This window comes from Longimicrobium terrae, from assembly GCF_014202995.1.
In the GTDB taxonomy this organism is placed as follows: Bacteria; Gemmatimonadota; Gemmatimonadetes; order Longimicrobiales; family Longimicrobiaceae; genus Longimicrobium; species Longimicrobium terrae.
Genome location: NZ_JACHIA010000004.1, coordinates 50,980 through 64,313, shown reverse-complemented (window position 1 = coordinate 64,313; position 13,334 = coordinate 50,980). Strand labels below are relative to the sequence as shown.

The window sequence follows — 13,334 nt, the reverse complement described above, 5'->3', positions numbered from 1 at the left end:
TTACTCCCGCCATCCACTACCCGGATGAAGAAGTTTCTCCTCCTGGCAGCCTTTGCCTGCGTGACTGCATGCGGAGAGCGGGCCCCTTCCCTCAAGTACGGCCCCGCCGAACTGGACCATAGCTCACTCCGGCCGGTAAAGGTAAACAGCCGGGTATTTGCGTCCGGCTCATTTCTGGGAATGCCGGGGCGGATGCTCGTCAGCGGAGACTATCTGCTTGTGCTGGATGGGGCGACCGATTCCGCCGTCCACGTCATTTCCACCAGGGACGGCCATCGGGTACGCTCCATTGGTCGAAGAGGTAAAGGACCGGGTGAATTTGAGGGCGCGAGATCCTTCGCGGTCAGGTCCGCGGGAGACCCGCCCTGGGTTTTTGACATCTCGTTGGGACGTCTCACACAGGTGGATCCGGCAACCCCGTTCCACCCCGCGAGCGCCCGCACCCTCCTTCTGGCGGGAGAGGTCCTGCCGGTTCAGCCTCTATGGCTGAACGATACGCTCCTGGTGAGTCCTAACTTCTCTGATCGGGGACGTCTCACGTTCTTCAACAGCGAAGGAAAGTTTCTGCGGGGTGCGGGAACACTCCCAAGCGCCCCGGGAACACCACCCAGCGTGCTGCAGCAAGCCTGGGTGGGGGGGATGACCGCGTCGCGCTCGCGCGGGCTGCTCGCGATCGCCACGTTCTACGCCGACCAGCTGGAGATCTTTCGGAACGACGGAACGCTGGTACGCAAAGTTCGCGGCCCTTTCCACTTCGATCCGCAGTACACCGTCGCGAATGCCGGAGGCATGCTGACAATGTCGTCTGGAGACGCCATGCGCATCGGATATTCCAGCGTGGTTTCCACGGATGAGTACATCTATGCCGTGTTCTCCGGGCGTACCCGCGAGGGATTCGGGCCGTCCTCATCGTTCGGACGATACATTCACGTTTTCGATTGGGATGGTGAACTGGTGAAGGTGCTGGAGCTCGACACAGCTGTGCTGTCACTCGCGCTCTCCGCCGACCATCGGACCCTGTACGCGTCGCGTCACGAGCCGGAACCCGCCATCCTGACCTTTCAGATCCCGAACTGAAGATGTCCACCAAGAACATCGTGTCCAACCTGGCGACGGGGCTTATGGTCCTGTGCGCACTGGCGGTGACCGGGATGGCGGTGCGGAACAACTTCTTTCCGCCAAACTCCGGGCAGGCGCGCGAGCAGGGGCCCCGCACGATCCGCAACTGGAAGCAGTACGCGCAGACTGGCGCCGCGCTGGGAAGCGCGGATGCACCGGTCACCATCGTGGAGTTCTCGGACTTTCAGTGCCCGTTCTGCGCGGGGCTCAGCAAGACGATCCGGGACATGCAGGCCCGCCAGCCGAACCGTTTTCGCGTGGTCTACCGGCACTTCCCCCTCGCGCAGCACACGCACGCGGTCGCTGCCGGCACCGCGGCCGAGTGCGCGGGCGAACAGGGGCGCTTTGCGGAATACCACGACCTGCTCTTCGCCAATCAGGACTCCATCGGCGAGCGCCCGTGGGCGCGGTTCGCGACGGCGGCGGGCGTGGCAGACACGATCGCCTTCAACCGCTGCGTCGCGGGCCCGGCCGCCCGCGCACGGGTAGAGGCGGACGCCAGGACGGCCGCCAAGCTCGAACTGCCGGGCACGCCCAGCCTGATCGTGAACGGCCGCCTGTACTCCGGCGCCATCAGCGAGGCGGAACTGGACTCGATGATCTCCGGAGCCCGGTAACTTCCGGGATTCCGGAGCGAACGAAAATGGCCGCCCGCGCGACAGTCGCGCGGGCGGCCTTTCTGTTTCCGTCAGGCGCGTGCTACTGATCGAACACGCGGGCGCCGGCGGGGGGCGTAAAGGTGAACAGGTTGTCGGCCAGCGCGTGGTTGGTGCGCACGTTCCGCAGGTCCACGCGGCGGACCGAGTTGTTCTCCTCCGTCATCTCGAACCGGCGGACGATGGAATCTTCGCGGTCCACCCAGATCTTGAGCAGCTTGTACGCCGAGGCGCCGCGCGGAACCAGCGTCAGCACGTACGCCGGGCGGCCGCTTACGCTTTCCTCGCCCACCAGCGTGGCCACGAAGCGCTGGTTGGGGTTGGACAGGAACTGCGCCTGCAGGTCCACCGCCTGCCCGCCCGCGGCAATGCTGGTGCGCACCACCTGGGTGCGGTCGCTGCTGGGATAGTACAGCCAGAAGTGCTGCCCGTCCGCCACGATCACGTCGCCCTGCGGATCGCTGAAGCGCATCAGAAAGCGGTCCGGCTTGCGCTGGTACAGCTTGCCCGTGCTGCGCTGGCTGTTGTTGAGCAGCGGCACCGTGAGCGACTGCGTGAAGTCCGCCTCCAGCGAGCGGATGCCGTTGGCCGCCCGCTCCGCGCCCGCCAGGATCTGCGCCGCGCGGTCCTGGCTCTTGGCCGGCGCCGGCGCGGCGGTCGATGCCGCCGGCTTGACCGGAGCGGCGGATGCGCCGCCGGGGACCGTCGCGGCGCCCGGAGCCGTCACCGGGGTGGCGGCGGTTCCGGCGGGAAGCGCGGTTCCCTCCGCCGCGCCCGCGACCCCGGCCTGCGCGCCTTCGCCCGCGGCCGTCACGGTCTGCGGCGCGGTGCCCTGCGGGGCCGGCGCGGCGGACTCGGGACGAGTTTCGGCCGGGGTGTCGCCGGGAGCCGCGCTGCTTTCACGGCCTCCGCAGGCGGCCAGCGTCATGGCCGCGAGGGCGAGCGTGGCGCGGGAGTGAAGCTTGATCATCTATCGTCTACTCGATGGAATTCGGTTCAGGACCTCGGTCGTGGATACCCGGCCGAAGCAACCTGCGTTCCTGCCGGGTCAATCGCCAGCCCCGCCGCGCATTCGCCGCCCGTGGTCTCCGGCTCCGGCATCGCCCATCCAGGATGCAGGATCGGGCATCATCGAGGGAGAACGGATGATCGATGACCGGCGTCGATGATCTTCGATGATGATCCCGGTTTCACGCTCGACCCGCCATCGTCGACGATCTCCCACCGACGGTTCGCATCCACCATCGACCGCCGCTGATCATCATCATCATCATCATCATCATCCACGTCGCGCATCTACCCCGACCTCCGCCGGCGGATGAACCGCGAACGGCGGCCGATCAACCGCTCGACCGCCGTTCATCAACCGAAAGCGCGGACTGCGCGGATCAGGAGCGGGGCAGCGGCTGTGCGATGGCCTGAAGCTGCGCCTGCACCACCGCGCCGGGAATGGGCAGCGAAACCGTTCTGCCGCCTCGCGTGGACACGCGCACCGTGTAGCCGGCCGCGGCCGCGCGGGTGAGCGCCGCGTGCGGCAGCGTGACGCCGAACGCCTCCACGCGCGGGCAGCCGGCCGTGTCGCCGCACTGCTCCACGTCGCGGCTGATGGCCACGTACTGCAGCGTCTGGCTTCCCGGCCCCGACGCGCGCGCCCAGTTGCGGTACTCGCGCGCCCGGTAGCGGTCCGTCACGTACAGCTGGTGCGACACCGCGCCCGAGGTCTTGTTGCGAAAGCTGCGCAGAAAGTAGCTGGTGTTCTGCCCGTTTTCCGTCACCCGCTGCTCGCGACCCACGTACTGCACGTTGGGCGACGCCGGATCCACCCGCGTCTCCACCCCGCCCGGACTGGTGTTCGGGCGCGAGGCCCCCGATCCGCCGCCGCTGGCGCACGCCGCCGAAGCCAGCACCGCCGCGCACCCCATCACCCAAAGAACTCGTGCTCTGAACAAGTCGCTCCCTCCGTCCATGCCGTTGTGGAGGATCGATGGAAACGGATCCCCGCCTCGGCGCGAAACTGGAGCGGGGATTGTGCCACGGGAGCAGATCCGGATGTTCCGGCGCCTCTGATCGCACCCGGAATGGCGCCGGCCCGCACGCAGAGAGGGGCCGGTGCAGTGCGCACCGGCCCCTTTGTTCATCCGATCGCGGAGTGCTGGCCTACGCCGCGACGGAGGTCACCAGCTTCCAGGTGGCGGCCGTTTCCGAGCTGGCCGTGCACACCCACTCGTACGCCGTCCCCGCAGCCGGCGGGGTGAGGCGCGCCACGTCCCCGATGAAGCCGGGCACCGAGCGTCCGATGGGCGACGAGGCGACGCGGATCAGCCGGCCGCCGCGGTACTGGTTGTCCTGCAGCCCGTAGCTGGAGGTGATGACGTTCTGCGCCTCTTCCAGCAGCACGTCGCGCTGGTCAAGCACGTTGGCCGTGCTGCGGTTGGCCACGTGCATGTACCTGGTGCCGTTGAAGAACACCCGCTCGATGCGGATGCGGCCGTGCGTCAGGTCGCCGAAGTCCGTGTTGCGCGCGTTCCAGTCGAACGCGGTGGCCGCGTTGATCTCCACGTCCTTGACGATCCAGATGCCGCCCTGCCCCATCTGCATCGCCGTCCCGTACCCGCCGGAGACGGAGCCGCCCTCCACGTACAGCTGGTTGTCGCGGGCCGGGTAGTCCGGCTCGGTGTGGATGGCGACGGCGGTGCCCGCCGTGGCCACGCTCGCCGCCGCGGTGAAATCGCAGTCGCGAAAGCGCAGCCGCTGGTGCTCCGGCGCGGCGCCCAGCCCGTTCCACTGGACGTTGATGGCGCGCGTGCCCGCGGCGAGTTCGAACTTGCAGTCCTCAAAGGCCACGTCGTGCGGGAACACGATGGTGGCGCCTCCCGCATCCAGCTGAAAGCGCGAGTTGCTGATGCGGACGGTGGAATCCGCGGCCGCCTCCAGGTAGAAGGCCGGCCCGCTGATGACATCGTTGACCAGGACGGTGGAGCCCGTCCGGACCGCGATGTCGAAGTCGCCGTCCAGCACCAGCCCGTCGAGCGTGATCCGGGTGGCCAGCGTGTTTCCGTACCCCGCCCCGTCCGGCTCGATGTCGATGCCCGTGCGGTCCGTCTTGCCGGTGGTGATCAGGTTCTGCACCTGAACGATGGTGTATCCCCCGCCCACCACCACGCCGCCCCGGAAGCAGTCGTCCGCGCGGCAGTCCACGATCTGCGCGTCGACGTTGCGGTAGATCTGCACCCCGTCCGCGACGGAGTTCTTGAGCACCAGGTCACGCAGGGTGGCGCGCAGCCGCCCGGCCTGCGCGCCGTCCGCGGACAGAAAGATCAGGTGCGACTGCTGCTGCTCGTAGTTGCGGTACGCCCCCTGGTTGGCCGAGTTGCCGTCGATGGTGAGCCCCTCGATGACCAGCGGCGCCGAATCGGTGGCGCCGCCCCACGACCCCGTGCCGCTTTCCGGGACAGACAGGGTGCGGGTGAAGTTGGGCTGGCTGGCCGGGCGCAGCAGCGTGGCGCCGTAGCCGCTGACCCGGATGCCGGGCGCCAGGATGATGGAGGTCACCACGTAGGTGCCGGGCGGGATGAGAACCGTGCCCCGCACCAGCGCGGCGGCGTTCACCGCGGCCTGAATGGCGGCCGTATCGTTCGTCACACCGTTGCCTGTGGCGCCACCCGCGTAAATCGAGCTGCGCACGTCGAATACGGCTCCACCGGTGTCGCGAATGGTTCCTTCGTAGGTCGGCATCGTTCGATCCCTTCGTCTGCGGCTCTGGAGTGCTGCGGGCCATCACCCGCGATCCAAGATTAGCCGAAGATAAGCCGAAGCGGCAGCCCAACTTTGCACTCGTTCCGAAGCGGTTTCCGTGGACGTGAAAAGCCCTCTCCCGGGGTGCGGGAAAGGGCTCTTCGTCATCGTGTGCGGCGCGTTTCCCGAACGGCGGAGGAACCGTCAGACGACTGCCGCGGGCGGACAGACCGGACAGGTCTCTGTGGCGGATCAGACCGTTCGGCCAGTACGGTTTCTCCGCGTGCCGGGGCTCGAACGAGATCGGATGCGGATCAGCGCCGCTTGCCGAGCGCGGGATACACCTCGGAGCCGGGGACCTTGGCCGCCTTTCGCGCCATCCGCTTGTACTGCGCCTCCGCCGTGGCGACGATCTGCGTGCCGCCCAGCGGCTCGCAGGCGTGCAGCACCCGCTCGATCAGCGCGCCCGCGGCTTCCGAGTCCGACCTCCACCGCAGCCCGGAGCGCGTGACGAAGATGATCCAGTGCGGCACCTCCGGCATGGCCGACACCTCCTTGCGCACCAGGACCGCCCGCTTGATGCCGCCCACCATCGCCAGCGCGGTCCGCAGCGCCTGGAGCTGATCCGCATCCAGCCCGTGCGGCAGAAAGCGGTCGCCCGCACGCAGGTTGGTGGTCAGGCGCTCCTCGTGCGCCACGTTGAGCACCCGGGCGTGCTGCTCCGCCCACGCGCGGTACGGCACCGCCTCGTCCGGCCGCCCCGCGCCGGCCAGGTAACTGGCAATGATCGCGCATCCCTCGATGATGAAGCCAGACTCCAGCTCCATCGCCGTCTGCAGGTGTGCCAGCCCGGCCTCGTCGCCGCGATCCAGCAGCGCCTCGCCCAGATTGTAGTGCACCTCCGCGTTCTGCTCGCCCCGGTCCACAAACGCCTGCATCAGCGGCACGGCATCGTCCATCCCCCGCACCTCGTGCACCAGGCGGATCCGCTCCAGCTCCTCGTCTCCCGCCAGCGGAACGAGGAAGCCCTTTGCCTCCAGCGCGGACAGCCGCTCCTGGTTGCGGAGGAACTGCTGATGCCTTTCGCGCCACGCGACGTCCACGGCGGACTCCCACGACCGGCTCATGGGCTCTACCCACCGGTCCGCCGCCGAGCCCAGCAGCGCGTCCGCCGCCGACACCTCCACCGGCGGGGGCACGGGCGCGGTGGCGGACAGCGCGGCCAGGCGCTCGGCGAGCGACGGGTGCGAATCCCACGGCGCGGTGGGGGCGCCCAGCGAGCCGCGCAGCCACTGGTCCGCGCGCGGCTCGGCGACGGCGGCGCGCGACTCCTGCCACAGGCGGCGGTAGATGCCGGCGGGCGGCGTGGGCTGCTGCCGCGTGTCGCGGAAGACGCGGGGCCAGAAGGTGGTTCCCAGGTACATGTCGGCCACGGCAATGCGGCAGAGCGCGGCCGCGGCCGCATCCTTTCCCGCCGCGGCGGCGGCCGCGCGGTCCGCCTCGAACTCCTGCTGGCGCGACAGCACGGCGCAGTAGCTGGCGAAGTACGGCGCGTACCAGGCAAAGAACTTGGTGAAGATGAACTGCGCCCCGTGCGGCCGCTCGCGCAGTTCGGCGTCCACGCGGTGCCACGTGGCCGACACGCGGTGCAGCCAGGTGCCGAACCGGCTGTGCCGCCCGGAGATGTGGCCGAACTCGTGGGCCAGCACCGCGCGGAACTCGTCCGTCGTCATGCTGGCCAGCAGCGGCAGCCCGAGCTGCAGATAGTTGCGGTACCAGCCAAAGATGCCCAGCCGCGGCAGCTGCATGACGCTGGCGTTCAGGTCTTCCGTCAGCAGCACCTGGTGCAGCGGGCCGGCGCCGGTGGCCACGCGCATGCGCTCGATCTCGTCCATCAGCGCCGGCGCGTTCTCGCGCGTCAGCGGCATCCCCGTGGGCGGCTGCAGGCGGATCCAGAGCGCGCGCAGGGCCAATCCCATCAGCCACAGCAGCCCGATCCCCAGCTTGATTCCGGCGCTTGCAAGCCGAAACCGGTACAGCGTGACGAAGATCACCACGGTGATCAGCCCCAGAATCAGCAGCGCGCCGAGCAGGTACGCGTAGCCCAGCACGGCGAGCAGCGCCACGCGCGTGCGGTAGCGCGACGGGTGCGTGCGCGCGAAGTCGGCGAGCCGGCTCAGGCGCGCTTCATCAACAGTGGACATCGGTCAGAATGGAGGGTCGGAGGTGATTAGGTCGGCAGGCGTACAACTACAAACCCCTCATTGATGCGAGAGACCCGCGATACTTCTCCGCGGATTACCGCGACTTCAGACCATGTCCAGACATCTTCGACGCCAGCGATGATGCGTTTCCCTGACCTTCGGGCAGCGTGGACAGTCCAACCCGCTTGGTGCAAATCATTCAACAACTCGGAAACACGGTACTCGGTTCTGATTCGATCTTGCAAATCAAAGTCGCCCCACAGATCACTCCAGTCCTGCAACTCCTGCATGAAGCTGCTCACGAGTTCCATCTCCTCCTCGCTCTCGAAATCATCATTCATGGTATATGAGAAGTGTGCTCCACCGATTATCCGTGCTAGTTGTTGGCCGGAAGCTACTCGAGGAATCGAACCATGCTCTGCTTTCTGTACCAACTTCTCATGAATGTCTGGACGCACGATTTTAAGCAGTTCTGTCACAACCGCGTACAATCCGTCAGCCCAAAGCAGTGCCTTTCGATCAGCGAGAGGAGGAGAGAAACGCCGTATCTCCATCACATCCACATCGACCCAAATCGGCAGGATAACCTTTTCACCGGCCACTTCCCTCTGCGCCAATCCATCCAACTCACGTCGGGTGTGGTGCTTCGAGAGGAAGGTGGGCGACAGAACAACAACCCCGTACCTACAAATCGCAAGTCCTTCGTCAATACTGCGACGGATGCTATCGCCAACTCTGATCTGCGTCTCATCATACCACACGGATACGCCGAGTTGGGTCAGCAATTCCGCGAGAGGCTTCGCAATCTCATCGCGATCTTCAGACGCATAGGACAAAAACACTTCTGCCATCTGCTTACTCGATCCGTTTACGAGACTCTAAGATCTTGGTCCTAAGCACAGGATTTAGACCCTGCGCAACCCGTTCTCCTCGGTGTCATCCCTACCCTTTGGGAGCATCTACGTCCCGAGCCTGCGGGGAAACATGCCTAGGCAGTAATTTACCTTTCTGGAGCGCCGAAGGCCCGAACAATGGCATCGCTTACACCGGAGATGCCCAATCTTGTGCTAACTCCCAATCGATCCGCTAATACAGGAGAATAGCTCACGACCTCTTCCCGCGTGACCTCGTGTCAAACCGGCAGGATGACTTTGCCCTCGCCGATCTCTCGTGAAACCAAACCGTCCAACTCTCGTTGTGGCCACTCTTTCGAAAAGAAATGCCTGCTTAGAATTACCACGCCGAATCGTGATTGAGAAAGACCTGCATCTATCGAACGGCGTAAACTGTCTCCCATAACAAGCGAGGACTCGTCGTACCAGACTGTGAAACCTCTTGCTCCTAATTCGATTGCAAGTGGTCGGGCTACTGCGTCTTTCTCCTCAGTTGCGTGCGAGATGAAGAAGTTCCACATCAGCACCTTCCGCGTAGGGGTCAGCTACAACGATCGTCCAGATCGTCGACCAGATTCATACCGTTCGGCCCAGAGGATCGCGGTACTCAGGAGTACCATGAGGTGCCGAACGAAGAAACGTATCTGCGGAGTAAGACGCAAGATGCACGGGAGACGAGCCCGGAGATAAGTCCGGGCCACCCACAAACGTGAGCGGCCCGGAGAAACGCCAGTGGGAGAGAATCGTGGACTTAGTTGTCGCCGCAGATGCTGTCGAGCTGCGCGAAGTCGATGAGGACGTCGCGGGGCTTGCTGCCGTCCGGCGGGCCCAGGATGCCGGCCTTTTCCAGCTGGTCCATGATGCGCGCTGCGCGGCCGTATCCGATGCGCATCCGGCGCTGGAGGAGCGACGTCGATCCGCCCTGGTGCTGGATGCACGATTCCGCGGCCTGGCGGAACAGCTTGTCGCGCTCGCCCGGCTCCTCGTCGGCCTCCAGCTCGCCGCTGTCCTCCTGCGCGCGCACCTCGTCCAGAATGTTCGCTTCGGCGATGGTGCCCGGGTCCAGCCCGCGCTCGATGGCCTCTTCCCGCCGCAGGCGCGCCTGCTCGCGGTACCAGCTCATCAGCTGCTCCGTCTCCTCCGTCGACAGGTACGCGCCCTGAAGGCGGACGGGCTCGCTGCTGGCCGGCGGCAGCATGAGCATGTCGCCGTTGCCCAGCAGCGCATCTGCGCCGTTCTGGTCCAGGATCGTCCGGCTGTCCACCTTGGACGACACGCGGAAGGCGATGCGGCTGGGGAAGTTGGCCTTGATCAGGCCGGTGATGACGTTTACCGACGGGCGCTGCGTGGCCAGGATCAGGTGAATGCCGATGGCGCGCGCCTTCTGCGCCAGCAGCGCCAGCGGCTTCTCCACGTCTCCCTGCACCGTCATCATCAGGTCGGCGAGCTCATCGATGATGAAGACGATGTACGGAAGCTCGCCGCCCTTGTACAGCCAGCGGTCCGGATCGCCCTCGTCGCCGTCCGCCTCTGGGGAGCGCACGATGCCGCCCTGCTCCAGCCGCTTGTTGAAATCCGCCAGGTTGCGCACGCCGTTGACCGACAGCAACTCGTAGCGGCGCTCCATCTCCAGAACCGCCCACTTGAGGACGGCGGCGGCGTCGTTGTTGTCCGTCACCACCGGGTGCCGCAGGTGGGGAAGGTCGTTGTACATCGACAGTTCCACCATCTTGGGGTCCACCATCAGAAACCGCAGCGTGCGCGGCGTGTGGCGGTAGATGAGGGAGGTGATGATGGTGTTGACGCACACCGACTTGCCGGAGCCCGTGGCGCCGGCGATGAGCAGGTGCGGCATCTTGGCCAGGTCGACCACCGTCGGGCGGCCGGCGATGTCCTTGCCCAGCGCCAGCGGAAGCGCGGCCTTGCTGGTGCGGAAGGCGGGTGACTCCACCGTCTCGCGAAAAAAGACCATCTCCGGCGTGGGATTGGGCACTTCCACGCCCACCGCGCCCTTGCCGGGGATGGGCGCCACGATGCGCACGGACGGCGCGCGCAGGGCCAGCGCCAGGTCCGCCTCCAGGTTGGCGATGCGGGCCACCTTGATCCCCGGCGCGGGGCTGATTTCGAACTGCGTGACCACGGGGCCGGCCGTCATCCCCACGATCTCCCCTTCGATCTTGAAGGTGGCCAGCTTGTCGATCAGCACCTGCCCCAGCTTGTCCAACTCCAGCTTGCTGCGCGTTTCGTCGCGCACCGGGGGCGCTACCAGCATTCCGGTCGTGGGCAGATCGTTGGCGAACGGATCGCCGCTGTCTTCGGGAAGCAGCTCGCCCTGCTCCGCCTTGAGGCCGCGCGCGGGGGGTGCGGACGGGGCGGGCTTCGCCTTTGCCGCCGGCTTGGCGCCCGCGCGCGCCGCGGCGGGTACGGGCGCGGCGGGCATCACGCCGTCCAGCAGCGTGGCGTCCGGATCCATGAAGACGTCTTCCGGCTCCCAGCTCTCGATGTCCGCGTCCTCGAAGTCGTCCTCCACCTCCGCCGGGCGCTGGCCCTGCGCGGGCCGGGGGCGCAGCGGAACGGGCGAAACGTCGTCGTCCTCATCCTCCTCGTCCGCCACGGAGGCGCCGCGCCTGGGCACGAGCATCAGCGGGCTGGGGAGGGCGAGCGTGGGACGGGGGAGCGCCACCGCGGCCTGGCGCGTCCGGGACGCCGCGTACTGCCCGCCGCGCAGCAGCGTCCGCAGCGGGTTCCACCCCACCGTGGCGATGCACAGCGCGGCAAAGAGAAAGAAGAGGATGATGGAGCCGCCCACCGTGCCCACGAAGCTCACGAGCAGGAGGGCGAAGGCCGCGCCCAGCCACCCCGCGGCGCCGTCCGGCTGCCCCGCGGTTCCGCTCAGCACGCTCACCGTGGCGGGGATCACCAGCGACAGGCCCAGCAGCAGGCAACTCCACCGCACCACGGGCGCCGCCTCGATCTTGCGATAGGCAAAGGCGCCCCAGATGACGGCCAGCGTGGGAAGAACGACGGAGGCGATCCCCAGGAATCCGAAGATCGCCCGGTTCAGGCCGCCGCCCACCACGCCCACCACGTTGCCGGCGGGAAAGACGCGTCCCGCGGTGCCGAGGACGGCGACGGGAAACAGGCTCAGCGCCAGCAGCAGGCCCAGGGAAAACAGCCCCAGTCCCCACAGCTCGCGGCGCTGCTTGTCATCCAGTGAAAACACAGGGCTCACGGGGTCCAGCGGGATCGTGCGGAAAGAAACACGGAGAGGCGCGGAGCCGCGCCGGAGAAACAGCTGAACGTCCAAGATAGTGCGATTTTCGCCCGCGGCCAACGGGTGCGCCAATTTCCGCGCGCGGACGGCCGGGTGTCGCTCGGTGGCGGGCGGTCAGGGCATCTCACGCGGAGGCCGCGGGGGTCCGCGGAGGTCGCGGGGAGTGCGGGGAGTGCGGCACGGTGGCGGCTTTTCGGCGCGTGGATCAGGGCGCTTGGGACCGCGTCCTTGCGGGGCACGGGCCGGCGACGCAGGATTCCGCGTTCGCGCCGGTCCACCTGTCCGGCGGCTTCACGCAATCGGGGCAATCGCAAGAATGACCACGCGAGGTCTGTTCATCGTATTTGAAGGGCTCGACGGATCGGGCACCTCCACGCAGGCCCGCATGCTCCAGGAAGGGCTGGCGCGCGAGGGGCGGCGCGGCTTTCTGACCGCCGAGCCCACCGCGGGACCCATCGGGGGGATGATCCGCCTGGCGATGTCGCACCGCCTGCGCTTTTCCTCCGACCCGCGCGTGGAAGACCGGCAGCTGGCGCACCTGTTTGCCGCGGACCGCTACGATCACCTGTACAACGAGGTGGATGGCGTGCTGGCGCAGCTTGCGTCCGGCGCCACGGTGATCAGCACCCGCTACGCGCTGTCCTCGTTCGCCTACCTGTGCCACGACGACGCGGACCGCGACCTGGTGCAGCGGCTGAACCAGGACTTTCCCCCCGCGGACCTCACGTTCTTTGTAGATACGCCGGTGGAGGTGTGCGTGGAGCGCATCCAGGCACGGCAGTTCGTGGGGGAGAAGTACGAGAACACGGAGAAGCTGCGCACCGTGCGCGAAAACTTCCGGCGCGCCCTGGCGGAGTATCCGCACACGCTTCATGTGGTGGATGGGCGTACGGAGCCCGGCGCGCTGCACCAGCAGATTCTGGGGATCGTCCGCGACGCGCTGGATGGGCTTCCGCGAAGCGGTTGAGCGGGGCCACAGCAGGTTCGTGCGCGTCTGCGGAGCTCGGCCCGGCGGTTGAAACCGCGCCTCGAATGACACGAAGCCCGCCTTCGCGGGCTGCGGCCGCGGATGCCGGAAAAGAAGAACACCCCCGGCGGACGAATCCACCGGGGGTGCTCAGTTCTGCCGCTTCCTGACGCGATGCCGCATGGGCAACTCGCTTTGAGCGGAGAGGTTTGCCTCGCGCTTCGGCTCAGGCGCCGACGCGGCGATCGCTTGCCCGTGTCAGGTTGCAAAAAGCAGTCGTACTGGCCAAGGGATCACCTCCTTCGTTCAGGGTTGAACATAGGGCAATGGACACCGTGGGGCAGAGCCCCGGGTGGCCCGCATCGTCATCCATCAAGGACTCCGGTGCGGCCCCGCACTGCCGGTAAGCAGTGCAGCTGCAATACGATACAAAGGCCATCGATTTCGCGCAAGCCCCCCATTCCCATCAACGCTCGAGACACCCGA

General features: G+C 66.9%; 11 protein-coding genes. 3 read left to right on the top strand and 8 right to left on the bottom strand.

Annotated elements, in window-relative coordinates; all coding sequences use genetic code 11:
* The first annotated feature begins 24 nt into the window (after positions 1–24).
* Together HNQ61_RS09115 and HNQ61_RS09110 are read left to right on the top strand one after the other, a co-directional pair.
* On the top strand, positions 25–1,077 hold the full coding sequence (locus tag HNQ61_RS09115) for a BF3164 family lipoprotein (protein WP_170035638.1): 1,053 nt from the start codon (positions 25–27) through the stop codon (positions 1,075–1,077).
* Positions 1,078–1,079: 2 nt separating this feature from the next.
* On the top strand, positions 1,080–1,736 hold the full coding sequence (locus tag HNQ61_RS09110; RefSeq protein WP_170035637.1) for a DsbA family protein: 657 nt from the start codon (positions 1,080–1,082) through the stop codon (positions 1,734–1,736).
* A gap of 82 nt (positions 1,737–1,818) precedes the next feature.
* Here HNQ61_RS09110 and HNQ61_RS09105 read toward each other — a convergent pair whose 3' ends face one another.
* From HNQ61_RS09105 to HNQ61_RS09070, 8 genes are all read right to left on the bottom strand, one after another.
* Entirely contained in the window at positions 1,819–2,745 is a 927-nt protein-coding gene (locus HNQ61_RS09105) for a LolA family protein (protein WP_170035636.1), read from the bottom strand.
* 158 nt (positions 2,746–2,903) lie between these two features.
* Positions 2,904–3,071, bottom strand: a complete 168-nt coding sequence (locus HNQ61_RS09100; RefSeq protein WP_170035635.1) for a hypothetical protein — start codon at positions 3,069–3,071, stop codon at positions 2,904–2,906.
* Positions 3,072–3,163: 92 nt separating this feature from the next.
* Positions 3,164–3,724: a hypothetical protein gene (locus tag HNQ61_RS09095; protein WP_170035634.1), complete on the bottom strand. Its 561-nt coding sequence runs from the start codon at positions 3,722–3,724 to the stop codon at positions 3,164–3,166.
* Between the two features lie 208 nt (positions 3,725–3,932).
* Positions 3,933–5,510: a glycosyl hydrolase family 28-related protein gene (locus tag HNQ61_RS09090; protein WP_170035633.1), complete on the bottom strand. Its 1,578-nt coding sequence runs from the start codon at positions 5,508–5,510 to the stop codon at positions 3,933–3,935.
* Positions 5,511–5,824: 314 nt separating this feature from the next.
* Positions 5,825–7,714 (bottom strand): M48 family metallopeptidase, encoded by a 1,890-nt coding sequence (locus HNQ61_RS09085; protein ID WP_170035632.1) that lies wholly within the window; start codon positions 7,712–7,714, stop codon positions 5,825–5,827.
* Positions 7,715–7,740: 26 nt separating this feature from the next.
* Complete coding sequence (locus tag HNQ61_RS09080) at positions 7,741–8,565, bottom strand: toll/interleukin-1 receptor domain-containing protein (protein ID WP_170035631.1); 825 nt, start codon at positions 8,563–8,565, stop codon at positions 7,741–7,743.
* A gap of 281 nt (positions 8,566–8,846) precedes the next feature.
* Complete coding sequence (locus tag HNQ61_RS09075; protein WP_170035630.1) at positions 8,847–9,128, bottom strand: toll/interleukin-1 receptor domain-containing protein; 282 nt, start codon at positions 9,126–9,128, stop codon at positions 8,847–8,849.
* Between the two features lie 230 nt (positions 9,129–9,358).
* Complete coding sequence (locus HNQ61_RS09070) at positions 9,359–11,839, bottom strand: DNA translocase FtsK 4TM domain-containing protein (RefSeq protein ID WP_170035629.1); 2,481 nt, start codon at positions 11,837–11,839, stop codon at positions 9,359–9,361.
* A gap of 358 nt (positions 11,840–12,197) precedes the next feature.
* Between HNQ61_RS09070 and tmk the strand changes: the two genes are divergently transcribed.
* A complete protein-coding gene (tmk, locus tag HNQ61_RS09065) occupies positions 12,198–12,848 on the top strand; it encodes a dTMP kinase (RefSeq protein ID WP_170035628.1) in 651 nt (216 codons plus the stop codon).
* Positions 12,849–13,334 lie beyond the last annotated feature (486 nt).

Excerpts from the sequence above, each read along its gene's own strand:
- HNQ61_RS09090 (WP_170035633.1), bottom strand. The coding sequence starts at position 5,510 with ATGCCGACCTACGAAGGAACCATTCGCGACACCGGTGGAGCCGTATTC.
- HNQ61_RS09075 (WP_170035630.1), bottom strand. The coding sequence starts at position 9,128 with ATGTGGAACTTCTTCATCTCGCACGCAACTGAGGAGAAAGACGCAGTA.
- HNQ61_RS09115 (WP_170035638.1), top strand. The coding sequence starts at position 25 with ATGAAGAAGTTTCTCCTCCTGGCAGCCTTTGCCTGCGTGACTGCATGC.
- HNQ61_RS09080 (WP_170035631.1), bottom strand. The coding sequence starts at position 8,565 with ATGGCAGAAGTGTTTTTGTCCTATGCGTCTGAAGATCGCGATGAGATT.
- HNQ61_RS09085 (WP_170035632.1), bottom strand. The coding sequence starts at position 7,714 with ATGTCCACTGTTGATGAAGCGCGCCTGAGCCGGCTCGCCGACTTCGCG.
- HNQ61_RS09110 (WP_170035637.1), top strand. The coding sequence starts at position 1,080 with ATGTCCACCAAGAACATCGTGTCCAACCTGGCGACGGGGCTTATGGTC.
- HNQ61_RS09100 (WP_170035635.1), bottom strand. The coding sequence starts at position 3,071 with ATGCGCGACGTGGATGATGATGATGATGATGATGATGATCAGCGGCGG.
- HNQ61_RS09105 (WP_170035636.1), bottom strand. The coding sequence starts at position 2,745 with ATGATCAAGCTTCACTCCCGCGCCACGCTCGCCCTCGCGGCCATGACG.
- tmk (WP_170035628.1), top strand. The coding sequence starts at position 12,198 with ATGACCACGCGAGGTCTGTTCATCGTATTTGAAGGGCTCGACGGATCG.